Raw genomic sequence first — 25,064 nt, forward strand, 5'->3', positions numbered from 1 at the left:
CATACCATTGGAGGTTTTTTCGGAGTAAACGGAAAGAAGCTCCAAAGACAATACAAAAAGCACTTGAGTTCCTTTAATACTTGGGATCCACGAGAACATGCACATCAATGGATTGTTTATCCTGAAAATATAGGTACTCATTTATCAATTGACGAAGTAGCTTTATCTCAGGGTGAACTTTATACTATTGTAACCAACAAGAAATTCAAAGGCAAAAAAGGTTCATTAGTTGCTATTGTTGCTGGAACCAAGGCTGATCAGGTTATAGAACACATCAGTAAGATTGATTATAAGAAGAGGAGCTGTGTCAAAGAGATAACACTTGACATGGCTAATTCCATGAAACTAATCTCTAAGAGATGCTTTCCAAAAGCAATACAAGTGACCGATAGGTTTCATGTTCAAAAATTAGCATTGGAAGCTTTACAAGAGATTAGAATCAAGCATCGATGGGAAGCTATGGATTTTGAGAATCAATTGATATTGCAGGCAAAAAGAGAGAATAAAACATATATCCCAGAGCTCTTGCCTAATGGAGATTCTCTAAAACAACTTTTGGCCAGAAGCAGGTATCTACTCTATAAATCTCGCGAAAAATGGACTGAAAATCAAAAAGAAAGGGCTCAAATGTTATTTGAATTATACCCCGATATAAAGACAGCATATAATCTAAATCAACAACTTCGAGGGATTTACAATAACAACAATGACAAACACATTGCCATGACCAAACTGGCGCATTGGTATAGAAATGTAGAGGAATCAGGCTTTAAAAACTTTAATATTCTGCTCAATACTATAACTTTTAACTACCAGTCAATTTTAAACTATTTTGACAATAGAAGCACAAATGCTTCTGCCGAATCTTTCAATGCAAAAATAAAAGCTTTTAGAAGTCAGTTTAGAGGAGTGAGAAATATAGATTTCTTCTTATTCAGATTATCCAATCTTTTTGCATAATCCCCAACTTTTGCTCCTGATCCGGATTACAGTGAAATGAATTCGAATTACAAAAATGAAACCATTAAACTTGAACAAAAGCTATCAAATATAAGTGAGAGTAGTCATGATGTAAAGGATCTACTTAGTAAAGGGGTTTTAAGGCTTCTTGAATTGAATCAATGCTATAAAGACGGGGGGTGGATAGGGTGTAGGGAGCTAATTGGTTCGATATTTCCAGAAAATTTCACTATCGTAAAAAATACGTTTCGAACCGCTCGAGTGAATGAAGTTTTGGAGCTAATCTATATGATTAACAGGGCTTTGTTTGAAAATAAAAACGGGATAAAGAAAGATTTATCTTCTTTATCCCGTCAAGTAGCGAAGACGGGAGTTGAACCCGTGACCTCAGGGTTATGAATCCTGCGCTCTAACCAACTGAGCTACCTCGCCATATTCTGGATATTTCCTATCCCTGAATGCGGGTGCAAATATAAAACAATAATTAGAGTTTCCAAGCAAAAAGTAATAAAAAAAAATTTTTTTGAAAAGGTTTTTTTTTTGGAGTAATAATCTATATATTTCGCAAATAAAAACTGTATTCAATGAATTTAAAAGTGCGTTACGAAATCGAATTCCCCATAAATTCTTCCCCCCAATTGTTGTATCAATATATTTCAACACCTTCAGGCCTATCTGAATGGTTTGCAGATAATGTAAATTCTCGTGGTGAGTTTTTTACTTTTATTTGGAATGATTCGCAGGAAAAAGCAAGACTGGCATCAAAAAAATCTGGTGAAAAAGTAAAATTTAAATGGGTAGACGAGAATAATAAGGATACAGAATATTTTTTTGAATTGAATATTTTAGTGGACGAATTAACCAAAGACGTTTCCTTAATGGTTGTCGATTTTGCTAGTAAAGAAGAAATTGATGAAGCTACTCAATTGTGGGAAAATCAAATTTCAGATCTAAAACATGTTATAGGTTCAGTATAGCAGAATTGTATATTATAACTTATATTTGTCACGCTTTTTGGCGTGACTTTTTTTTGAAAAATAGTATGATAAATTTTAATGGTGCAATTGTATCTGAAGATGCAAATGTTTTAGTGCAAAATAGAGGGTTTTTATATGGTGATGCGGTTTTTGAAACTGTGAAAATTGTAAACGAAAAAATCCTGTTTTTAGAAGATCATTACTTTCGGTTAATGTCTTCCATGCGTGTGATCCGAATGGAAATTCCAATGAATTTTACTTTAGAATATCTGGAAGAGCAAATTCTTTCGCTGGTCAAAAATAATAAAATTGCCTCATCAGCTAGAGCGCGAATTACGGTTTATAGAAATGATGGAGGGTATTATTTACCGCAAAATAATGAAGTTTCTTTTTTGATAAAGGCTATGTCACTCGAAAACAAGGAATATTCGCTTAATGAGGAGGAATATGAGGTTGATTTGTATAAAGATTTCTATATCACCAGACAGCTATTATCTTCGATTAAAACAACTAATCGTTTGATAAATATAACAGGAAGTATTTACGCTAACGAAAACGGGCTGAATAATTGTGTTTTACTAAACGATACCAAAAATGTTGTTGAAGTATTACAGGGCAATATTTTTATGCTTAATGGCAATAAATTAATTACTCCTCCTGTGTCAGAAGGATGTTTGAATGGCGTGATGAGAAAGCAGGTTTTAGAATTGGCCAAAAAGATGGAAGGTATTGAAACAGCCGAAGAAATAATTTCTCCATTTGACCTTCAAAAAGCGGATGAATTGTTTGTGACTAATGTTATTAAAGGGATACAGCCGATTACAAAATACAGAAAAAAAGAATTTTCGATAGAAATTTCCAAAACTTTAGTGGTAGCACTAAATAAAAGTTTGGGTTTAGTTTAAATAGGGATTTTCGGGAGCATTGGACCAAATAAGGTATTCACCTCCTAATTCCATGATTTGTTCTTTCCAGAAATGAAGCGTAGATTTTCCGATTATTTTATTCTCGTAACTGTTTTTTGTAATAATCCAAGAATTAGCTTTCATTTCATTTTCAAGCTGGTGTTCTTCCCATCCTGTGTAACCCAAAAAGAAACGGATGTTTTCTTTTTTGATTTGACCGCTATTGATGAGGTCTTTGGTAGAATCAAAGTCTCCTCCCCAATAGATTCCATTGGATATCTCAATGCTGTTGGGTATTAATTTTGGAATATTATGAATGAAGTACAAATTGTCTTGTTCTACAGGACCACCATTGAATATTTTGAAATTAGCATTAATTTCTGGAATCAAATCATTGATTGTATATTTCAGCGGTTTGTTCATAATGAAGCCTACCGAACCATCTTGATTGTGATCTGCTAATAGGATTACAGATCTATTAAATGACAAATCTCCTATTATTGATGGTTCAGCAATAAGTAAATACCCTTTTTTTAATTTTTCTGAAATCATAAGGCTATATTTTTAATTAAATTTAAGGAAAATTAAATAGAATAACCAAATTTTTTGAGTCATATTCGTTTAAAAGCACAAAAAAACCCTCCAATTGGAAGGTTTAATTATATAAAATAAACTATAAATTAGTTTACAGCTCCTTCTAAATCTGCTCCAGCTTTGAATTTTACAACATTCTTTGCAGCGATTTGAATGGTTTTTCCAGTTTGAGGATTTCTTCCGTCTCTTGCTGCTCTTGAAGATACAGACCAAGATCCAAATCCTACTAAAGATACTTTACCACCTTTTTTCAAAGTACCACCTACATTTCCTAAAAATGATTCAAGCGCTAATTTTGCAGCGGCTTTAGTAATTCCTGCATCTGCAGCGATAGCGTCGATTAATTCTGATTTGTTCATAATAATGGATGTTAATTGTTGGTTAAAATAATTGTTAATAGAACAAAATTAGCAGGAAATACGGTGTATGCAAATGTTTTATACAAAATTAGCGTGTTTTGTTAATAACTTGCTTTTATTGTTCATAAAGTAAGATAAAATTCTGAAATAAACACCCTCTAACCCTTGTTTTTATTGACATTAATACGCTTTTGCACTTTCCGAAAAAGTAATACCGTTTAATAATTCAGCAGTTGTCATTTTCTTTTTTCCGGGAAATTGTAAACTTAATATTTGAATAAAGCCTTCATCCGCTGCAATTTTCATTTCTTTTTTAGTGTAGATTAGAGTGCCAATTTCATGATTGTGCTTTTCTAAAATTGCTTTGGCCTCATATATTTTTACATTCCATTCTTGATCCTTGTCTCCAAAATAGCACCAAGCAGCAGGATAAGGGCTTAATCCTCTTATAAGGTTGTGGATGTCTGTTTTAGATTTTGACCAGTCAATTTTGCAGTTCTCCTTATTTAGCTTATAAGCGGTTTTGATGTCTGAAGTGTCATTTTGAATAGTTGTTGTTACTTTGCCGTTTTCAATCAATTTCAAAGTATCAATAACAGTGTCACATCCCAAATGCATCAAGCGGTCGTGAAGCTGTCCGGCATTTTCGGTATTGTCGATCGCTGTCTCACTGCTTAAAATCATTGCGCCAGTATCTATTTTGTCATCAATAAAAAAAGTGGTAACACCAGTTTTCGTTTCTCCATTAATTATTGCCCAATTTATTGGTGCCGCTCCTCTATAATTAGGAAGCAATGAAGCGTGCAGATTAAATGTTCCCAGAGCAGGCATTTCCCATACCGCTTTTGGCAGCATTCTAAATGCAACTACGATTTGTAAATTGGCATTTAATGATTTTAATTCTTCAAGAAAAGCCTCGTCCTTTAAATTTGTTGGCTGTAATAAGTGTAAATTATTTTCTAAAGCATATTCTTTTACAGCCGAATATTTTATTTTCTGTCCTCGGCCGGCTGGTTTGTCTGCAGCAGTGATTACGCCAGCTACTTCATAATTGTTTTTGATTAGGGTGTCTAGAATTCCAACTGCAAATTCTGGAGTTCCCATAAATATGATTCTTAATTTTTCCATCAGGTTTTTAAAGTGTATTTGTTGTTTTTTTGAATTATTAAAAAATCATCTTCTAATAATTGCTGTAATACAAAGATAACATCGTCTGCAGTATTTTTGGTTTTGTTTTGAATTTCTCTCGAGCTTAGGTCTTCATTTTGCAATAAGGCTATAATTTTTTTAGAAAGAGCAATAAAATCTTTTTTTGGTTTTGTTTGTGTGATGCAGTAAGAGCAGATCCCACAATCAGCAGTTGCTTTTTCTCCAAAATAGTCTAAAATCATTTTGCTTTTGCAGGTGTTTTTATCTGCTGCATATTTTAATACCGATTGTAATTGTTCTTTTTTGAGTTCATTTTGCCGAACCAAATGTTTCGAAATTTTATTAATCGTCCTTTCATCTTCCCGAATTTCATTAAAAATTAGAACAGCATCATTGTTTTTCGAATGGTATTCAATAATTTCTTTGTCTTTTAATTTATGTAAAACGGCAAGTATTTCTGCCTCCGAATGGTTTGATTTTTTGGTAATCAAGGGTAAATTAAAAGCAGTCTGCATTTCATAAACGCCAGGATACGTTCTCAGGATAGTCAAAATAATCTCCTCATCATTTGGATTCAAGCTGGTGTATCGAATAACTTCTTTAGACGGGATTATAAATTGTAACGTAATTTTTTCTGAAAATTCTTGAGATAAAGTTATAACTCCCTGTCCGTCCAAAAATCGCATTGCATTAAACGTTTTTAACGTTGGAAAATCGTATTTATGACAAAAATGATTCAAATTAAACATAAATTCTTCGTTTATTCCTTCTCCATAAGCTATTTGAAAATAGTTGCAAAGTTTAATGTACACAGTTGTCAAAAATGCTTTGTCCGGCAAAACTTTTATAAATTGATTTTCGGTCTGAATAATGTCCGTAGGGCTGGTTAGCAAAATTGCGAAAGCTTTCTCTCCGTTTCTGCCGGAACGTCCCGCTTCCTGATAATAGTTTTCTATGTTTTCGGGCAGCTGAATGTGAATTACTGTTTTGACATTGGGCTTGTCAATTCCCATTCCAAAAGCATTCGTGGCGACAATAACCTGCGCTTTTTCTTCCATCCAGAGCTGCATGTTTTTATCTTTTTCTCTGGAGGTAAGTCCGCCGTGATAATATGTAGCCCGAAATCCTAAAGTTTGTAATTGAGAAGAAATTTCCAAACAGGCTTTCCGATTTCGAACATAAATAATAGAAGGCTGGGGATTTTTTTTGAGAATCTGTTCAATTCGAAAAAGTCTGTCTTCCACCTCAAAAACCATATAAGCGATATTCTTTCTGGCAAAAGATTTTTCAAACTGAACAGGATTTTGCATTCCTAATTCAGTGATTATATCTTCTTTTACTTGAGGAGTTGCCGTTGCTGTCAGAGCCAAAAAAGGAACTTTTGGGAAATGGTTTTTTAATGCCGAAATTTTCAAATAAGCTGGACGAAAATCATGTCCCCACTGCGAAACACAATGCGCTTCATCAATGGTTATCAGGTTTATTGGGAGGTTTTTTATTCGGTCCAGAATCCAATCCGATTGCAGGCGCTCGGGAGAAACATATAGGAATTTATAACTCCCAAATTGGCAATTATCCAATAAATCAATAATCTCTTCAGTCTTGATGCCTCCGGTGAGAGCAATAGCTTTGATACCGCGTTGCTGCAGATTAGCCACTTGGTCTTTCATCAGCGCGACCAAAGGCGAAATGACCAAACAGATTCCTTCATTCATAAGAGCTGGCACCTGAAAACAAATCGATTTCCCGCCTCCCGTTGGCATCAATGCAAAAGTATCATGACCACCCAAAACAGAATCAATAACTTCGTTTTGTAACGACCTGAAGGTATCGTGCTGCCAATATTTCTGAAGAATTGCTAATGCTGTTGGCATTATTTCTAGTTTAGATTCTTACTAATTTACAATATTGAAATTCAATAAATTGCTAAATTTTATCTAATATAAAAAGAATTCGGTTATCAATACTATCTTTTGGCACTTCAATTAAGTCGTAACCGTAATTAGTGTATGTTTTTGTTAGGTGTTTGTATATCGTTTTTGCCTGGTCAAAGTTCTCGTAACGCTCACTGTCACTTTCATAAATCTCTTCCCAAGGGGGAAGAATGAAAATTTTAGTATACGCATTTTCCTTACAGGCATCAATAAAATGATTAGGGTAATCATCACCTATATAATCTAAGTAGGCTACAACATCAGGGATTCCACGGTCAATAAATACCCATTGATGAGGTTCATTTTGGGCGTTATTGTATTGCTTAATTCTGCCGTCAAGCAACATTTGGCTAAACAATAAAGGATCTTCCAGAAACAATTGCTCAATGCCTCGTTTTTGAGCTTCAAGTGTAACTTCACGAGAAATTTCAGGATAACAGCAATAACCTTTAGCAACCAAACCATTAATGATAGAACTTTTCCCCGTACCAGGACCTCCAATGATAACAATAATTTCTTTCTGCACTTTCTGTAATTAAGCGGCAAAAATACTCAAACTTATTTGTATTTGAAACCTTTATTTAGGACTAATTATGAGCAAATAATAAGGAGCGAAACAAAAGGCTTTTCAGGAAATAGGATTCCTGCTGTCCGCTGTATTCCCGATTTAGAATAACTGCGGCAAAAAAGCCTTGTTTTTCTAAATCGGGAGATGCCGCTTCCATCAGGGCTAGGCTGGAGTCATGGTGTTTTTTTGGAAACATAGTGTCAAAAAGATAAGTTATATATTCTTTATCATAAAATCTAAAATCTAAAACGTATATTTGCGTTTATTTTTATTTAGGAATGAGCGACGACAACGAAAAAAAGACTGCTGAGTTTTATGAAAGACTTAAGGCCGAATTAGACAATAGTAATTCTTGGCCAGCGCTATATTTGTTTAAATTTATAGTGCCTACAAATGAGGACAATATCCTAAAAGTGGAAAATGCCTTCAACTGTATGGGAGCTGTAATCAAAACAACAAAATCCAAAACCGGGAAATTCACCAGTATTTCAGTAGATGTAACGGTTAAAGATTCTCAAGAAATAATAGATAAGTACCAAGAATTATCCACAATAGAAGGTATAGTTTCCTTATAATTATGATCGAAAAATATAAAAAAGAAAATGCGAATGATGTAGTTTTCAACCTGGAATACAATTCCGAAAGAGAACATTTAATCATTCCAGAGTACGGCCGTCATTTGCAAAAACTGATCGAGCAGGCTACTATTATTGAAGATGATGAAAAACGGAACAAAGCGGCAAAATACATTATTCAGGTAATGGGAAGCTTGAATCCTCATTTGCGTGACGTACCCGATTTTCAGCATAAGCTTTGGGATCAGCTTTTTATCATGTCTGATTTTAAATTAACAGCCGATTCTCCTTACCCAATTCCTTCAAGAGAAGTACTGCAGCTTAAGCCGGATGTTTTAAAGTACCCGCAAAATTTTCCGAAATACAGGTATTATGGTAACAATATCAAATATATGATAGATGTAGCCAACAAATGGGAGGAAGGTGAAATGAAAAGTGCATTGGTAAAAGTAATTGCCAATCACATGAAAAAATCTTATTTGAGCTGGAATAAAGATACCGTAAAAGACGATGTGATTTTCGAACATCTTTTTGAGTTATCAGACGGGAAGCTGAATTTACTGCAAAGTTCAGAAGAATTATTAAACACTACCGATTTGCTAAGAACCAATAAAAGGGTTTCTAATAAAATAGGTGTTGCAGGACAGCCAAAAATTCAAAGCAACAAGAATAATAAAAACGGAAAACCAAAACCGTTTCAAAAAAAGTAAATAAAAAAAGAAGCTAAGACGCTGAGATCCTAAGTTTCTAAGATTTATAGGAACTTTTAGTTCAATGTCTTGGGAGTCTAGAATTTTAGAAACTTAGAATCTGCAAGTCAAAGAATCTTAAATCAAAAGCATGGAAGTTTTCAAAATTGAAGGAGGAACACGTTTAAAAGGAGAAGTAATACCGCAAGGTGCCAAAAATGAAGCATTGCAAATTTTGTGTGCAGTACTTTTAACTCCAGAAAAAGTAACAATCAACAATATCCCGGATATTATCGATATCAATAAACTGATAACGCTGTTGGGGAATTTGGGAGTTAAAATAGAAAAACTAGGACATGGTTCTTATACTTTTCAATGTGATGAAGTAAATGTTGGATACTTAGAAACGGAAGCTTTCAAGAAAGAAGGTGGTTCGCTTCGCGGTTCTATTATGATTGTTGGACCGCTTTTGGCTCGTTTTGGAAAAGGATATATTCCGAAACCGGGAGGAGATAAAATTGGGCGTAGACGTTTGGATACCCATTTTGAAGGATTTATCAATCTTGGAGCAAAATTTAGATACAATAGAGAAGATCATTTTTATGGAGTAGAAGCTCCAAATGGACTTACTGGTGCCGATATGTTACTTGATGAAGCATCTGTAACAGGAACTGCCAATATTGTGATGGCAGCTGTTTTAGCCAAAGGAAGAACAACAGTTTACAATGCCGCTTGCGAGCCTTACCTGCAGCAGCTTTGTAAAATGCTGAATTCGATGGGAGCCAAAATTACAGGTGTTGGATCTAATTTATTGACAATTGAAGGAGTTGAAAAATTAGGAGGCTGTGAGCATAGAATTTTGCCGGATATGATCGAAATCGGTTCTTGGATTGGTTTAGCTGCTATGACTAGAAGCGAAATCACTATTAAGGACGTGAGCTGGGAAAATCTTGGAGTTATTCCAAATGTTTTTAGAAAATTAGGAATTACTCTTGAAAAAAGAGGAGATGATATTTATATTCCGGAACATAAAGACGGTTATGAAGTAAAAACAGATATCGACGGCTCGATTCTTACAATTGCTGATGCGCCTTGGCCTGGATTTACACCCGATTTATTGAGCATCGTTTTGGTAGTCGCTACTCAAGCCAAAGGAGATGTTTTGATACACCAAAAAATGTTTGAAAGCCGTTTATTCTTCGTTGATAAACTGATTGACATGGGAGCAAAAATCATGTTGTGTGATCCGCATAGAGCTGTTGTTATTGGGCATGATTTTAAATCAGTACTGAAAGCAACTACAATGTCTTCTCCAGATATTCGTGCAGGAATATCATTATTGATTGCAGCGCTTTCTGCAAAAGGAACCAGTACTATTCAAAATATTGAGCAAATTGATCGAGGATACGAACGCATAGACGAACGACTAAGAGCAATTGGAGCTAAAATAGTTCGAGAGAAACAATAAAGAATTATAATATTTTAAAAAACGCTTAAATAAAATTAAGCGTTTTTTTATACTGTTTAGTTCAAAATTTATTTGCGGTAAATTATAAACTAAATAGTGTTTACAATAAAAAAGATAAAATATGTCTAACGAAGAAAAAGCGATAAAGGCGACTTATTTTAGCATAATTGGAAATACTTCTTTGGCTCTTATAAAAGGGCTGGCTGGTTTTTTCGGAAATTCCTATGCCTTAGTTGCAGATGCTATAGAATCAACAACGGATATTTTCGCTTCTCTGCTGGTGCTATTTGGCATAAAATATTCCAATAGGCCTGCAGATGACAATCATCCCTATGGACATGGAAGAGCCGAGCCATTAATAACATTTTTGGTTGTTGGTTTTTTGATTACTTCGGCTACAATTATAGGTTATGAAAGCATAATGAATATTCAAACGCCACACGGATTGCCAAAACCATGGACCCTTTTTGTACTTGGTGCAATTATTCTTTGGAAAGAGTATTCGTTTCGGTTGGTGATGAAAAGGAGTAAAGAAACCAATAGTTCGTCTCTAAAAGCTGATGCTTGGCATCATAGGAGTGATGCGCTGACTTCGATTGCCGCTTTTATTGGGATTTCGATCGCATTATTTTTCGGAAAAGGATATGAATCAGCCGATGATTGGGCAGCGTTGTTTGCATCGGTTTTTATACTTTATAATAGTTATCTGATTTTTAGACCGGCACTGGGCGAAATCATGGATGAACATTTATATGATGATTTGGTTGAAGAAATCAGGCAGGTTTCTCATCAGGTTGATGGAATTATCGATACCGAAAAATGTTTTATCCGTAAAGCAGGAATGAAATACCATGTGGATCTTCATGCACGGGTAAATGGGGATATATCGGTAAAAGAAGGCCACGATTTGTCTCATAAACTCAAGGATACTTTGCGGGAGGAAATCCCTGAATTGGGTCATGTTTTAATACATATTGAGCCTAATTAAGTAGATTTTAGTTTAAAAAAACAAAACCAATATAATTTTTAAAAGTATTGGTTTTGTTTATTGTTGCTTTGATTTTGAATTACTTAATTTATACTAATTTTGTTGGCTTGCACTTGCTCGCGTGAGGGATTATAGTGGAGCTCTTTTTCTTTTTCAATTGCCTCGGGTTTAAACCCGAGGCAATTGAAAAAGAAAAAAAGCGGGAACGGAAAGCCCGACCCGTAGTCTCGTCTTTTGGGACGAGATAGAGGGGCACGCCCATATGAATTAAGTGGTTTTTAATCTAATTTCCGAATTTTATTCCAACAATTACACCCTCATTTTGGAATCCGTTTTGATAGGAACGGACATAATCGATGCGGAACATTTTTAATTTTCCAAAACCGAGATTGTCCAAGCCTACGCTGTACTCTGAATAGGGATTGGTATTTGGTACTGCCAGTAAATGATAGCCCAAAACTAAGTTTGATTTAAGCAGGTTCAGTAAAGGGATTTTGTTCATTATAAATCCTCTGTCATTGTGCTCCGTGTGGAACTCAAAATAACTGTTGTTGGTGCTGTTTGTATAGTAAGGCAATAAATTAAACACATTCAAATAATTTCCGGATAGCCCAGCATAAGTTTGATTTCCGTTGAAATGCTGGTAATCCATAAAAGCAATATTTTCGGCATTAAAGAATTTCCCAGCTTTTAGGTTCAGTCCAAAATCTCCTTTGTTCCCGAAAGTATGGCTGTATTTTAGTTGTGTATTGATATTGGTAAATTCATATTTTTTCTCGGTTCCGGCAAATCCTTTCTCAAGTCCTAAGTATAATGTGGGGTATTTATTGCTTCTAATATTGTATTTTCCGTCAGGTCTTGAAGCATATTTATTACCGAAATTTATTTTGGCAGTCAAATTCAATTTAGCCAAACTGTGTTTTTCGAACCCAGAGTTTGTATAGTCATTTGGATCTAAGGGATTATTTGAAAAATAGTCATCGTCATTTTTGATAAAAGTATAATCGGCCGTGTTGAATAACGGTTTTCGTTGCTCATAATCAATTTTTCCTTTAAGATTAACGCCATTTGCAACATCTTGACCATACTCGATTTCGGCAAATTCCAAATTGTATAATTTCATGTAATTGTCCTTAAAAAATAAAGTACTGATAGAGTTTATAAATGGGCTTATGGGTTCGTCCCGATTGAACTGCTTCACTGTGCTTCCTCCGGCAACTTTTATATTTGCATAATTTTGATTGTTGAATTGGTGCCAGTATTTCCCGCTAACTCGAAGACGATCATCAGAAAAACCATAATTGATTTTCAAATCTACGCTAGTCCGCCTTCCTTTTTCTTCCTGCTTCCAGTTAGAATAGGAGAAACCAGTATCAAAGTTCCATCCCTGTACGGTATTGAAACTTAACGAGCTGAGGTCAAGTAATCCTTTATATCCTAAAGAATATTTTTTTGAACTGCTTCTGTAGGTGTAGCCAGTGATAGGGTCAAAGAATTTAAACTTGTTCCCTTTTTTATCAATTGAATCTAAGTATTTTGGAGAGTTGCGGACTTTATGAATGCTGTCTTTCCTTACATAATCGGTGATTTCTTCGCTTGTTAGCGGGATGGGTCTGTTTGCATTCCAGAAAACTGTATCTTTTTTATTCGAATTTATATCGACTGTCGTAATCTCGTTAGTGAATGTTTTTTTGTCAAAGGAATCAACAAATTCATAATTGTTGTAAACGTAAGTGTATTTACCGTTGAATTTGATTCCAAATATCCCCGCATTAAATTCAAGGCTTTGCGTATTTTTAGTCCAAATTTTACTGTTTTTATTGTAGCTGAAATTTTGTTTCAATGTCATGACATCAATAACGTCTTCTTTCATTCGGTAGCCTTTTATGTCTAAATCTATGGCATAAATAGCCCACGAATCATCTACAATATAGATGTAACCTTCAAAAACCGGTTCTTTATCTCTTTTGGCAATAATTTTTATTTTATTGATTGTTTGATTGTTTTCATCGACAAAAGTGCTTTCCAATTTATATTTATAATAGTTGAATGCATTATCAGCTATTGGCGAAATCATATTGATGCCAAAACGGATAGTATTATCATAAAAATCATAAAAAGAAGATCTTGCGGTATTGTAAGCATATCCTTTGTTGTCCCCGCTTACTTTTGAAGCCGTAACAACTTCTTTCAAATTGTTTGGTTTTTCATAAACAATTTTAGAAAATGTTTCAGACAAAGATATAATGCCAGTTCCAGTAGAATCTAAAGCACCATTCATATCGCCTATTTTCTGCCCAAATATTTTTTTAGGAGCATTTTTCAGTTTAAAAATCCCTCGGGAATAAAAATCAGCTTTAAATCGTGACGTTTTGTTCGTATTTTCTTTTTTGCTGGCAATTGCTTTTTTTATGATGGTATTTGCTGGATTGTCCTTTGTATTAATAACTACTTCATTAAGCGAATAGCTTTCTTCAATCATTTTTACATCCAAAGGAAATGCTGATTTATCTGCTGGAATTTCTATTTTTTGAGTTTTAAAACCCAAATATTGGAAAACAATTTTATTCTTGCCAGAAGATTTTAAATGAAGCTGATATTTTCCCTGCTCGTTTGTGGTTGTTCCGTTATAGGTGTTTTCTTCAAAAACGTTAATAAGTGGCAGCGGATTTCCTTTTTCATCGGTGACGGTGCCTTTTATTTGGGCAGTTGCCTGAATGGACAGTAATAGTAAAAAGTACAAAAAAGCGTTTTTCATAAATTTGAATTTTATGTTTGACGCTTTTTTGTATGTCTGTTACATGAATATTGAGCGGTTTCTGTTAAAATTTATATAAAAGTATTACAAAAAAGACTGAATGGCCAAATCATAGCTTTTTAATCCAAAACCTAAAATGACTCCTTTAGCATTTCCAGAAATATAGGATTGATGCCTGAAGCTTTCACGTCCATAAGTGTTTGATATGTGAACTTCGACTACTGGAGTTGTAACCGCTTTTATAGCATCACCAATACCGACAGAAGTGTGAGTATAAGCACCTGCATTAAGAATTATTCCGTCATAGTTAAATCCTAATTCCTGTATTTTACCAATTAATTCTCCTTCAATATTGCTTTGGTAATAGATTAATTCTAATTGAGGGAATTTGTTTTTTAAAATTTCAAAATAGTCTTCAAATGTTTGGGAACCATAAATTTCAGGCTCTCTTTTTCCAAGTAAATTTAAGTTTGGACCATTAAGGATGGCAATTTTCATAATTTTAGTTTTTGTAAAAATAAATAATCCCCGCTGAATTTGAATGCTATTTGAAAAAAATCTATAGTTCTTGAAAATTCAGCGGGTTTATATGTTTTTGTTACGCAAAACTTTCCTTTGTTTTAAATTGTTGGTTTTTTTTGAAAGATTAATTTTTTAGATGATGTGAGTTATTGTTAAATGATGTTTTTGTCAATACAATAATTGTTGTTTTTTCGTACATTTATCTTCGTATTAACAAACAAAACAAAAAAATGAAAAAGATTCTTTTATTATTAGTAACAGTATTTGCTATTAATTTTGTGGATGCTCAAGAGACAGTAATGCCTAAAGCTACTTTTTCGAAAGGCAATATGTGGATTGAAGGCGGCATTAGTTTAACAACAGGAGACAGCAGTGATGATTATTTTGCAATGACTCCAAAAGTTGGTTTTTTTTTGGATGAGAAGTGGGCAATAGGTGCAGATATTAATTATGCCTCAGTGTCTTATTTGCCAAATAGTAATAATCTTGACAAATCAGATTCGTTTGGGATTGGAGGATTTGCAAGATATTATTTCTTGAATTTAGGAAATTTTAAGGCTTATGGTGAAGCTGGATTAGGTTATAACCATTCGGAATTAAATTATTTAAATGGTTCTTCTAATGTTAATAATGGCATAAAAGCGAACATTGATTTAGGAATTAATTATTTCTTTACTCCAAAATGGGCCGCCACATTTACTCTGGCTGAAGTGTTGAGTTATAATAATACTAGTCCAGAAAATGGAGATAATACTAGTGATTTGGTAATTAATATCAATTTGTTTAACAATATTTTTGCTCAGCCAAAATTTGGATTGTTGTACAAATGGTAGTTTAAATTCTATTGATAATACAAACCTCCTAATTCGGGAGGTTTTTTTATGCGCCAAAAAGTCTTTACTTTGTCATTATGAATTGGGAATCGTATTTAAAGAGTTATCAGTCGTATCTTAAGATTGAAAGAGGTTTGTCTAAAAATACCATTGACAATTATTCTTTCGATATTGAACGTTTATGTTCGTTTTTATCTCAAAATTCAATTCAGGTTTCTCCTATCGCTATTAATGAAGAAACATTACAACAATTTATTTACTCAGTCTCCAAAGAAGTAAATCCGAGATCGCAGGCGAGGATAATTTCTGGTTTGAAAAGTTTTTTTTCTTACTTAATATTTGAGGATTTTAGAAATGATAATCCTTTGGAATTAATAGAATCTCCAAAAACTGGGCGTAAACTGCCCGATACTTTGGCTCTAGAGGAAATTGATGCGCTTATTTCGGCAATTGATTTGAGTTCGAATGAAGGGGAACGCAATCGGGCTTTGCTGGAAACTTTATACGGCTGCGGATTACGGGTTTCTGAATTGGTTTCCTTAAAAATATCCGATTTATTTTTTGAAGAAGGGTTTATTAAAATTACTGGAAAAGGAAATAAGCAGCGTTTTGTTCCTGTTGGAGATTTGACTCAAAAATATATTGAGATTTATAAAAAAGAAGTGAGAGTTCATCTGAATATTCAAAAAGGATTTGACGATACTTTATTTTTGAACAGAAGGGGAAAGCAGTTGACACGAGCGATGATTTTTACAATCATTAAGGATTTGGCTGTAAAAATCAATTTGAATAAAAAAATTAGCCCGCATACATTCCGGCATTCATTTGCTACGCATCTGTTAGAAAATGGAGCCGATTTGCGTTCCATACAATTAATGCTTGGTCATGAATCTATTACTACGACCGAGATTTATGTTCATTTGGACAGAAAATATTTAACAGAGGTTATTAATGCTTATCATCCAAGAAAGTGATTTTTTGTAATAATTGTAACATTTTGTAATAATATCTGTTTAAGTTTCAATATTTTTGTTAATGCATAAAGAAGTATCGAAATCATGATTTTTACAGCCAATAAAAACCCCGAAGATTTAAATAAATTATACGAAAGCCTGATAAAACAGCTGCCGAATATAATTTTTCAGATAAGGGTAAATTCTCTTAAACAGATTACAGTCGATTTTTTGAGCAAGCCAATTGAAATTCTTGATGAATTTTCGATACAAGAATTTCTGGAGGATTCTTATAATTTGTCCAATTATAAAATTTATGAACCAGATTTAAAAATGTTTTTGGATTCATACGAAAGGGCTATTTCGAGCAATGAAAAATGGGAGATTGATTTCAGATTGCTGATGCCTGAAAGCGGATATAAATGGATTCGTATTGACGCAACACCTAAAAAGAATGATCATAACGAAATAGTTTTTTATGGATTAATTTCGGATATAACGATAGTAAAAGAACAGGAAATTAGGTTAAAAGTGGCTGATGAAAGGTATCATTTTGCTGTACAAGCTTCGGATAGAGGAGTTTGGGATTGGGACTTAACTACCAATAAAGTGTATTATTCTTCAGAGTCGATGAAGATATTGGAACTAACAGAGTCTGATTTAGTTGCTGCTCCGGAAGAATGGGACGAAAGGGTTCATCCTGATGACCGTGAAGAATATTATGGAAATATCAATCTGCATTTTGATAATAAAATCCCTTTCTATGAAACCTGCCATCGGGTCTTGTGTTCAGGAAAATACAAATGGATTCTGGACAGAGGAAAAGTTATAGAAAGAGACGAAGAAGGGAAGCCTTTGCGTATTGTTGGGACTCATACCGATATTTCAGAGCAAAAGGAGAAAGAGATTGAGTTGGCTAAGATGCTCGAAATTGTAAATGTCCAAAATAATAAGCTGCTTAATTTTGCTCATATTGTTTCTCATAATTTAAGAACGCATAGCGGTAATATTAAGTCATTATTGGATTTGCACAAAGAAGCTCTTTTGTCAGAATCGGACACACTGGGTAATATTCAAATTGTATCCGATGAGCTGTTTTCTACGATTGAAAGCTTGAATGATTTGGTTAGTGTTTATACGGAGAGAGAGAATAATATGCAGCTTTTAAAAATCAATAGCTTTATTGATAAAGTTTTAGATGTGCTGCATGAGTCTATTAAGTTAAAAGGAATTCAGGTGTTGAATTATGTTCCTAATTCGGTAAAAATACTTTGTATACCTGCTTACTTAGAGAGTATTATGCTGAACTTATTGACTAATGCAATCAAATATTCAGATCCAAATAAAGAGGCAAAAATTGTCTTTACTACTGAGCCGAATGATGATTTTGTAATTTTGAATGTAAAAGACAACGGATTGGGAATTGATTTAGAAAAACACAAAGATTCTATTTTTGGATTATATAAAACATTTCATAGAAACAATGATGCCAGAGGAGTCGGTTTGTATCTAACCAAAAATCAGATTGAGAATATGGGCGGTAAAATTGAGGTGGAAAGCACTCTTAATTTTGGAACAACTTTCAAGGTTTATTTTAAAAAGGAATAATACTCTTTACTGATTATTTTTTTTAGAAATTTTACGCTAAATGAAAAAAATCCAAATTCCAATTTATTAATCGGAATTTGGATTTTTAGTATTTAAATCTTTCTTATAAAGAAAGGTTGTGTTTTTATTTTGCAATATTCACCGCTCTGGTTTCTCTGATTACAGTAACTTTAACTTGTCCAGGGTAAGTCATTTCAGTTTGAATTTTTTGAGAGATTTCAAAAGATAAATTAGCTGCGTTGTCATCAGATACTTTTTCGCTTTCTACAATTACGCGAAGTTCTCTACCAGCTTGAATTGCATAAGCATTTTTCACGCCGCTGAAACCGTATGCCACTTCTTCAAGGTCTTTTAAACGCTGAATGTAAGAGTCCAAAACTTGTCTTCTTGCACCAGGTCTTGCACCCGAAATCGCATCACATACCTGTACAATAGGCGATAATAATGATTTCATTTCTATCTCGTCGTGATGAGCTCCAATAGCGTTGCAAACTTCTTCTTTCTCGCCATATTTCTCCGCCCACTGCATTCCTAATAATGCGTGTGGCAAATCACTTTCTGCATCTGGCACTTTACCAATATCGTGAAGTAATCCAGCTCTTTTGGCAAGCTTAACATTCAATCCTAATTCGGCAGCCATAATACCGCAAAGTTTAGAAACTTCGCGCGAGTGCTGCAATAAATTTTGTCCGTATGAAGAACGGTATTTCATTCTGCCGACTACTTTTATTAATTCTGGGTGTAATCCGTGAATTCCTAAATCAATTACAGTACGTTTTCCTACTTCGATGATTTCGTCATCAATTTGTTTAGTTGTTTTGGCAACTACTTCTTCGATTCGTGCTGGGTGAATACGTCCGTCTGTAACTAATTTGTGTAATGCCAAACGCGCAATTTCTCTGCGTACAGGATCAAAACAGGAAAGAATAATCGCTTCCGGAGTATCATCGACAATAATCTCAACTCCAGTTGCTGCTTCAAGTGCTCTGATATTTCTTCCTTCACGTCCAATGATTCTTCCTTTTACATCATCTGATTCAATGTTGAAAACCGATACGCAGTTTTCGACTGCTTCTTCAGTTCCAACTCTTTGAATTGTATTGATGATGATTTTTTTGGCTTCCTGTTGTGCAGTTAATTTTGCCTCTTCAATAGTATCTTGAATATGAGACATCGCTTTACTTTTTGCTTCAGCTTTTAAACCTTCAACAAGTTGTTCTTTGGCTTCATCAGCAGATAATCCAGAGATAACCTCCAGTTGCTGTAACTGGCTTTTGTGTAGCTTGTCAACCTCTTGCTGTTTTTTCTCTAAATTTTCAATTTTTGAGGTGTATTCTGCAGTTTTTGCTTCAAAATCGTCGTTAACTTTTTTAGCTTTTGATAATTCATTTGAAATCTGAGATTCTTTGTCACGAATTCTTTTTTCTACTTCCGCTACTTTCTTGTCTCTGGCTAGAATTACTTGTTCGTGCTCCGCTTTTAATTCGATGAATTTTTCTTTTGCTTGAAGAATTTTATCTTTTTTAATGTTCTCAGCTTCAAGATTGGCATCTTTTAGTATAGATGTTGCTTCTTTTTTAGCACTTTTAATCAAATTAGAGATATTGCTTTTTTCGATGATTTTTGCGATGCCAAATCCTAGTGCAATACCCGTAATTCCTGAAATAATTATTGTTATGATGTCCATGTTTATTAAAAATTTATATATAAAAAAAGCCTACATCAGAAGTTGTATAAACTCGAAAAGACAAGTTTTGAGCTAACTCACTGTTCAAGTTTCCTCGCCGAAGCGTGGCATGCTTTAGTAGTGATGATTTGCTCATTCTAAATTGTTAGTGTTGAGTTTACCAATATGAACTAATGTAGGCAGTATCTTAGTCTTTGTAAAGAACGTTTAATTTTCGAGATATTCGTCTAAAATCAAATTGATTTTGTTTAGTCTTTCAATGGTTTCATCACCATTTATAGCATTGTCAATCTGTTTTTGTTCCGCTTGAGAAGCAAATTGTAATGCGCACATGGCCAATACATCCTGTTTGTCTCTTACAGCATAATTTTCTTCAAATTGCCTAATCATCGCATCAATTTTTTTAGAAGCACTTCTTAGTCCTTCTTCCTGAGAGAAATCTACCGTTAACGGGTAAACTCTGTCTGCAATTGATATTTTAATTTTAAGCTTTTCGTCCATGTGTCTTTTATTAATCTGATAGCTGGGCTATGCAGTAATCAATTTCACGAATTATTGAATTTATTTTAAGCTTTGTATCTCTTTTATTGTCGTCACTGCCTAATAATGCATTGGTTATTTTGAGTGTTTCTAATTGTGTTTTTAGCACTTCAATCTCTTTGGATTGATTTTGTGTTAACACTGCAGCATTTTTTAACTCTAAACGTAAATCTTGATTGTTTTTCTCTAAACTTTGTATTTTTAGAAAAAGTTTTCCAATCTTATTTTCAAGAGTATCAATTATTTCTGCAATCACACTCATTATAATTCCTATTCATTACTTAATCTTACAAAGTTAGTATTCCTTTTTATTATTACAATATTTTATTGATTTTTTTACGTTAAAATAATCAATTATCTAGAAATCAGTTTGTTGTATTTTTATCTTTTTTGTCTTTGATCAGTGTTCGATTGTAAATGGAGTTGTTCGCAAAAATGCCTAATGTTTGTCTTTGAGCCCTGATCGTAACGGCATCCTTTCCTTTTTTTCTTTAAAAAAGGAAAGATATAGTGTAGAGCAGGTACCATATTACTGAAAATGCCTTATGATGTTGCTCCAAAAATTAATATGCGCACTCAGATTTGTGGGTTTTGCTTGCTTTTTTTATCTTAGCAAAAATGAATTACAGGAAATGTGCATAAATGCAAGTTGATTGTGAAAATCAAATATAGTTTTGTGTAAAATTATAAAATGGGAGTTAATTCCAGATGACCGATAAAAAATGATATAAAACCGTATATGAAACTTTCCTTTTTTTTGTTACTATTCACTACAGCTGTTTTTGCTCAAGTTGGGTATCCTAAAGACTATTTTCGTTCGCCTCTTGATATTCCAGTGAAGTTGTCAGGGAATTTTGGAGAATTGAGACCCAACCATTTTCATGCCGGTTTTGACATGAAAACCCTTCAAAAAGAAGGATTGAACGTGTATGCAGTTGCAGATGGATATGTGTCAAGGATTAAAATTTCTACTTTCGGTAATGGGAAAACGATTTATATTGATCATCCAAATGGTTTCACCTCGGTATATGGGCATTTGCAGAAAGCCACCGATTCGATTGAAAGTTTTATAAAATATACGCATTACAAAGAGAAGTCTTTTGAAATTGAAATGTATTTTAAACCCAATCAGATGCCTGTTAAAAAAGGACAGCTGATTGCTCTTTCCGGAAATACAGGGGCTTCTGAAGGACCGCATTTGCATTTCGAATTTAGAGATACCAAAACGGAGAAGATAATCAATCCAATGTTTTTTGGATTTGACGCTTTGATGCAGGACACCAAAAAACCAATGGTATCTAATTTATACGTGTATCCTTTGGATGCTAAAACTACTGTAAATCATTCTCAACGGCGCATACCAATTAATTTATCCTTGCAAAAAGACGGAACTTATTTGGCAGATAAAGTGGTTGCTAACGGGAAGATTGGTTTTGGGATTACAGCTTTCGATTATGATGATGTGTCGTTTAATAAAAATGGTGTTTTCAATGTGGATTTGTTTAATAACGGAAAATCTGTTTTCGGATACCAATTCAATACCTATGCTTTTGACGAAATGCGTTATGTAAATGCGTTAATCGATTATTCATTTTATAAAAAAACAAGTCAAAGGATTCAGAAGCTGTTCATGGATCCTCCTTATAATTTAAGCATTATAAAGACGGATGAATCTAATGGCATTATTACTGTGACTCCAAATTTGGCTAACGTCTGCCGTTTGGAAGTTTCAGATTTTTATGGAAATAAAACGGCAATTGCCATTCCGGTTGAATATGATTCTCTCTCTACAATAATCGAAAAAGAGCCTCTTGTAGCAAATTATGTTGTGAAAGCGTCAAAAGACTGTTTTTTTGAAAAAGATAAATGTTCTGTTTTTTTTCCAGCAGGGACATTCTATAATGACTTTGATTTAAATTTTGATGTAAAAAATAATGTATTGACGGTGCATGATGATACTGTTCCAGCGCATACTAATTTTACGGTATCAATGGAGAATGACAGTTATGCTGATAAAAAGGATAAAGTTTTTATAGGCAGAATATCAGGTAGTGGGGTAAGTTATAATTCTACCCGCGAAAAGAATAATGTTTATGAAACGAGAGTTAAAACGTTAGGTCAGTATAGATTGGTTTTGGATACGATTGCTCCAGCGATTACTGTTCCAAAATCTATTGAAGGCAAAAGATTGGATACTCAAATGATTCTTCAAGTTCGTATTTCGGATGGTTTGTCTGGAATACAATCCTATAACGGCTATCTGAATGAAAAATGGATTTTAATGGAATATGATAATAAAACCAATCTTTTGACCTATAATTTTAGTGACGGAATTGCTGCAGAGGGCGATAATGAATTAAAAGTAGTGGTCGTTGATAATGTAGGTAATTCTGCTACCTTTGAAACTCATTTTCTAAGAAATCAAAAACAATAAAAACAAACCAATTGAATATTTTTAAATCCCTGTGCTGTTTTATTTTTTTGTCGATGGGAATAACATCATTTGCTCAAACGGCTTTTGTTAAAGGAGTTATTTTGGACAAAAAAAACGTTCCTGTTGAAGGCGTAAATGTGATTTGCGCCAATACTGGTACTCAAACTAACGATAAAGGATTTTATCAGATTGCTATTCCATCCAATCAAAATGTTACAGTTGAGTTTACTCATGTTTCTTTAAAAAAAGCCAGCCTTAAAGTTTCTCTGCAACCCAATGAAGTATATGTGTTTAATATGTACATGAATGACCAGGCCGAACAGATGGGGGAGGTTGTCATTAATAATAATAAAAAAACGGTTCAAGGGATTCTAACTTTTGAAGCCAAAGACATTCGGTTTATTCCTGGTGCCAATGCTGGTATTGAAAATGTTTTGAAAACATTACCAGGAGTCAATTCTAATAATGAACTAAGCACTCAGTACAGTGTTCGAGGCGGAAATTATGACGAAAATTTGGTTTACGTTAATGAAGTCGAAGTGTATCGTCCTTTTTTGATTCGCTCAGGACAACAAGAGGGATTGAGTTTTGTGAATACTGATTTAGTTCAGAATATTGATTTTTCGGCAGGAGGTTTTCAAGCAAAATACGGCGATAAAATGTCTTCCGTTTTGGATATTACCTATAGAAATCCAACACAATTTGGAGCATCGCTCGAAATGAGTTTTTTAGGAGGAAGTCTTGCTCTTGATTTAGTCTCTAAAGACAAGAAGTGGTCTGCAATTACTGGAATTAGATATAGAAACAATAGCCTTCTTGTCGATAGTCAAGAAACTCAAACAAATTATACGCCAACTTTTGCAGATATACAAACCAATATCAATTATCGAGCTTCTGCCAAATGGCAATGGAGTTTTTTAGGGAACATTTCCCAAAACAAGTATTTATACGAACCGCTTACACGTAAAACCAATTTTGGCACGGTTGATGAGCCTATGGCGCTTGCTGTTTATTATGAAGGTAAAGAGAAAGATTTGTATAATACCTACTTTGGCGCTTTAAAAACGACGTATCAGGTGAATGATTCTTTTTCTTTGAAATTTATCGGATCTGTTTTCCATACTATCGAACAGGAATATTTTGATATTTATGCACAATATAGATTAGGTGAAGTAGATACTAATATTGGTTCTGATACGTATGGAGATATTCAGTTTTCAAGAGGAATTGGTTCTCAACTCAATCATGCTCGTAACGATTTGGATGCTTTAATTGCTAATTTAGAAATAAAAGGCATAAATAATTGGAAAGAAAATCAAATCGAATGGGGTGTTAAATATACTAGGGAATCTATTCGGGATCGAATTTCAGAATGGGAAATGATTGATTCAGCGGGGTTTTCAATAAGACCACCAATTGTATTGCCTAAAAACGACGAACCTTATCAATCTTATTCCGGATTATTAATTCCATATCAGTCTGTAAGAGCCACCAATTTTACTGATATTGATCGATTTTCGGCTTATGCACAATGGAGCCGAAAAGATAATTTGGGAACAAACCAAATATGGTATAATTTAGGTGCTCGAATGCAAAGCTGGGAAGTTTCTGGAGACAATTTGAACGGTAAGATTCAAACGGTTTTTAGCCCAAGAGCTCAATTTGCCATAAAGCCAGATTGGAAAAAAGAAATGCTTTTTAGATTTACCATAGGTCTTTATAATCAACCTCCATTTTATAGAGAATTACGGGATTATGATGGTGTGGTTCTGCCAGATACCAAAGCACAAAAATCGCTTAACGTTGTTTTAGGGAATGAATATAGTTTCAAGTTGAAGGAACGCCCTTTTAAATTAGTTACCGAAGCCTATTATAAAACAATGACAGACGTAAATCCTTACACAGTAGACAATGTCAGAATTAGATATGCGGCAAATAATAATGCTGTTGCGTATGTACAAGGGCTAGATGTTCGGCTTAATGGAGAATTTGTTCCTAGTACCGATTCTTGGATTAGTTTTGGTTATTTAAAAACTGAAGAGAATATCGATAACAAAGGGTATATTTCCAGACCAACGGATCAACGATTGAAGTTTGGTCTTTTGTTTCAGGACTATATGCCAAAGATTCCAAGTTTGAAATTGTATTTGAATTTGGTGTATAACACAGGATTACCAGGAGGATCGCCATCGTATGCAGATCCGTATTTATACCAAAATCGATTGAATGATTATCGCAGGGTAGATGTTGGTTTCTCTAAAGTCTTTATTGATCAAAAAGCAGGAATAGCTACTAAGAAGTTCTTAAAAAGTTTAAAGGAATTATCTTTAGGTTTCGAAATTTTCAACCTTTTTAATAATCAAAATGCAATAACTAATACTTGGGTTCGGGATGTGTATACCAAAACAGAATATGCTATTCCTAATTATATGACGACTCGAGTCTTTAATTTGAAGTTAAGTGCGAGGTTATAGTTTTTTTAAAGATAGTATTGGATACTGTTAGAATGAATAAAACTGTTGCATATTTCCTTTCCATTTTTAAAAATGATTACATTTGAGTT

General features: G+C 33.9%; 23 protein-coding genes and 1 tRNA gene. 12 read left to right on the top strand and 12 right to left on the bottom strand.

Annotation, left to right across the window (positions count from 1 at the left end; translation table 11 throughout):
- Positions 1-6 precede the first annotated feature (6 nt).
- Positions 7-960 (top strand): transposase, encoded by a 954-nt coding sequence (locus CLU83_RS00110; protein ID WP_198512334.1) that lies wholly within the window; start codon positions 7-9, stop codon positions 958-960.
- A 358-nt stretch (positions 961-1,318) separates the two neighbouring features.
- Here CLU83_RS00110 and CLU83_RS00115 read toward each other — a convergent pair.
- Positions 1,319-1,392, bottom strand: a tRNA-Met gene (locus CLU83_RS00115).
- A 152-nt stretch (positions 1,393-1,544) separates the two neighbouring features.
- Between CLU83_RS00115 and CLU83_RS00120 the strand changes: the two genes are divergently transcribed.
- The gene (locus CLU83_RS00120; RefSeq protein WP_100429741.1) at positions 1,545-1,937 is read left to right on the top strand and encodes an START-like domain-containing protein; all 393 of its coding nucleotides are present in this window, start codon (positions 1,545-1,547) and stop codon (positions 1,935-1,937) included.
- A 65-nt stretch (positions 1,938-2,002) separates the two neighbouring features.
- On the top strand, positions 2,003-2,842 hold the full coding sequence (locus CLU83_RS00125; protein ID WP_100429742.1) for an aminotransferase class IV: 840 nt from the start codon (positions 2,003-2,005) through the stop codon (positions 2,840-2,842).
- Here CLU83_RS00125 and CLU83_RS00130 read toward each other — a convergent pair.
- The 6 genes from CLU83_RS00130 to CLU83_RS21965 all read right to left on the bottom strand — a co-directional run bounded on the left by CLU83_RS00130 (position 2,834) and on the right by CLU83_RS21965 (position 7,642).
- A complete protein-coding gene (locus tag CLU83_RS00130; RefSeq protein WP_100429743.1) occupies positions 2,834-3,394 on the bottom strand; it encodes a YqgE/AlgH family protein in 561 nt (186 codons plus the stop codon). The two genes, CLU83_RS00125 and CLU83_RS00130, sit on opposite strands and share 9 nt — an antisense overlap.
- Positions 3,395-3,522: 128 nt before the next feature.
- Positions 3,523-3,795, bottom strand: a complete 273-nt coding sequence (locus tag CLU83_RS00135; protein ID WP_077375548.1) for an HU family DNA-binding protein — start codon at positions 3,793-3,795, stop codon at positions 3,523-3,525.
- Between the two features lie 180 nt (positions 3,796-3,975).
- Positions 3,976-4,923, bottom strand: a complete 948-nt coding sequence (gene fmt, locus CLU83_RS00140) for a methionyl-tRNA formyltransferase (RefSeq protein ID WP_100429744.1) — start codon at positions 4,921-4,923, stop codon at positions 3,976-3,978.
- Positions 4,923-6,818, bottom strand: a complete 1,896-nt coding sequence (locus CLU83_RS00145; protein ID WP_100429745.1) for an ATP-dependent DNA helicase RecQ — start codon at positions 6,816-6,818, stop codon at positions 4,923-4,925. Before CLU83_RS00145 ends, fmt begins: the two co-directional genes overlap by 1 nt.
- A gap of 52 nt (positions 6,819-6,870) precedes the next feature.
- A complete protein-coding gene (locus CLU83_RS00150) occupies positions 6,871-7,404 on the bottom strand; it encodes an AAA family ATPase (protein WP_100429746.1) in 534 nt (177 codons plus the stop codon).
- 61 nt (positions 7,405-7,465) lie between these two features.
- On the bottom strand, positions 7,466-7,642 hold the full coding sequence (locus CLU83_RS21965; RefSeq protein WP_157801955.1) for a hypothetical protein: 177 nt from the start codon (positions 7,640-7,642) through the stop codon (positions 7,466-7,468).
- An 82-nt stretch (positions 7,643-7,724) separates the two neighbouring features.
- Between CLU83_RS21965 and CLU83_RS00155 the strand changes: the two genes are divergently transcribed.
- The 4 genes from CLU83_RS00155 (at position 7,725) to CLU83_RS00170 (ending at position 11,166) form a co-directional block, all read left to right on the top strand.
- A complete protein-coding gene (locus tag CLU83_RS00155) occupies positions 7,725-8,021 on the top strand; it encodes a DUF493 family protein (RefSeq protein WP_100429747.1) in 297 nt (98 codons plus the stop codon).
- A 2-nt stretch (positions 8,022-8,023) separates the two neighbouring features.
- Positions 8,024-8,731, top strand: a complete 708-nt coding sequence (locus CLU83_RS00160) for a DUF4290 domain-containing protein (protein WP_100429748.1) — start codon at positions 8,024-8,026, stop codon at positions 8,729-8,731.
- Positions 8,732-8,861: 130 nt separating this feature from the next.
- The gene (gene murA / locus CLU83_RS00165) at positions 8,862-10,178 is read left to right on the top strand and encodes a UDP-N-acetylglucosamine 1-carboxyvinyltransferase (protein ID WP_100429749.1); all 1,317 of its coding nucleotides are present in this window, start codon (positions 8,862-8,864) and stop codon (positions 10,176-10,178) included.
- 121 nt (positions 10,179-10,299) lie between these two features.
- On the top strand, positions 10,300-11,166 hold the full coding sequence (locus CLU83_RS00170) for a cation diffusion facilitator family transporter (protein ID WP_100429750.1): 867 nt from the start codon (positions 10,300-10,302) through the stop codon (positions 11,164-11,166).
- A gap of 283 nt (positions 11,167-11,449) precedes the next feature.
- On the opposite strand, the gene CLU83_RS00175 is transcribed toward CLU83_RS00170, so the two are convergent.
- Positions 11,450-13,924, bottom strand: coding sequence for a DUF5686 and carboxypeptidase regulatory-like domain-containing protein (locus CLU83_RS00175; RefSeq protein WP_100429751.1), 2,475 nt, complete (start codon positions 13,922-13,924; stop codon positions 11,450-11,452).
- A gap of 84 nt (positions 13,925-14,008) precedes the next feature.
- On the bottom strand, positions 14,009-14,422 hold the full coding sequence (gene aroQ, locus CLU83_RS00180; protein ID WP_100429752.1) for a type II 3-dehydroquinate dehydratase: 414 nt from the start codon (positions 14,420-14,422) through the stop codon (positions 14,009-14,011).
- Between the two features lie 254 nt (positions 14,423-14,676).
- On the opposite strand from aroQ, the gene CLU83_RS00185 reads away from it, so the two are divergent.
- The 3 genes from CLU83_RS00185 to CLU83_RS00195 all read left to right on the top strand — a co-directional run bounded on the left by CLU83_RS00185 (position 14,677) and on the right by CLU83_RS00195 (position 17,840).
- Positions 14,677-15,279 carry an outer membrane beta-barrel protein gene (locus CLU83_RS00185; RefSeq protein ID WP_157801956.1) on the top strand — a complete coding sequence of 201 codons (603 nt, stop codon included), beginning with the start codon at positions 14,677-14,679 and terminating at the stop codon, positions 15,277-15,279.
- 77 nt (positions 15,280-15,356) lie between these two features.
- Positions 15,357-16,253: a site-specific tyrosine recombinase XerD gene (xerD, locus tag CLU83_RS00190; RefSeq protein WP_100429754.1), complete on the top strand. Its 897-nt coding sequence runs from the start codon at positions 15,357-15,359 to the stop codon at positions 16,251-16,253.
- Positions 16,254-16,337: 84 nt separating this feature from the next.
- Positions 16,338-17,840, top strand: coding sequence for a PAS domain-containing protein (locus CLU83_RS00195; RefSeq protein WP_100429755.1), 1,503 nt, complete (start codon positions 16,338-16,340; stop codon positions 17,838-17,840).
- Between the two features lie 124 nt (positions 17,841-17,964).
- Here CLU83_RS00195 and rny read toward each other — a convergent pair whose 3' ends face one another.
- From rny to CLU83_RS00210, 3 genes are all read right to left on the bottom strand, one after another.
- Positions 17,965-19,527, bottom strand: a complete 1,563-nt coding sequence (rny, locus tag CLU83_RS00200; RefSeq protein WP_100429756.1) for a ribonuclease Y — start codon at positions 19,525-19,527, stop codon at positions 17,965-17,967.
- Between the two features lie 207 nt (positions 19,528-19,734).
- Positions 19,735-20,028 (bottom strand): cell division protein ZapA, encoded by a 294-nt coding sequence (locus CLU83_RS00205; protein WP_100429757.1) that lies wholly within the window; start codon positions 20,026-20,028, stop codon positions 19,735-19,737.
- 10 nt (positions 20,029-20,038) lie between these two features.
- Complete coding sequence (locus CLU83_RS00210; protein ID WP_100429758.1) at positions 20,039-20,329, bottom strand: hypothetical protein; 291 nt, start codon at positions 20,327-20,329, stop codon at positions 20,039-20,041.
- A 477-nt stretch (positions 20,330-20,806) separates the two neighbouring features.
- Between CLU83_RS00210 and CLU83_RS00215 the strand changes: the two genes are divergently transcribed.
- Both CLU83_RS00215 and CLU83_RS00220 read left to right on the top strand, forming a co-directional pair.
- Positions 20,807-22,501 carry a M23 family metallopeptidase gene (locus CLU83_RS00215; RefSeq protein ID WP_100429759.1) on the top strand — a complete coding sequence of 565 codons (1,695 nt, stop codon included), beginning with the start codon at positions 20,807-20,809 and terminating at the stop codon, positions 22,499-22,501.
- 53 nt (positions 22,502-22,554) lie between these two features.
- Positions 22,555-24,975: a carboxypeptidase-like regulatory domain-containing protein gene (locus tag CLU83_RS00220; RefSeq protein ID WP_100429760.1), complete on the top strand. Its 2,421-nt coding sequence runs from the start codon at positions 22,555-22,557 to the stop codon at positions 24,973-24,975.
- Positions 24,976-25,064 lie beyond the last annotated feature (89 nt).

Origin of the sequence: Flavobacterium sp. 1 (genome assembly GCF_002797935.1) — a bacterium.
In the GTDB taxonomy this organism is placed as follows: domain Bacteria; phylum Bacteroidota; class Bacteroidia; order Flavobacteriales; family Flavobacteriaceae; genus Flavobacterium.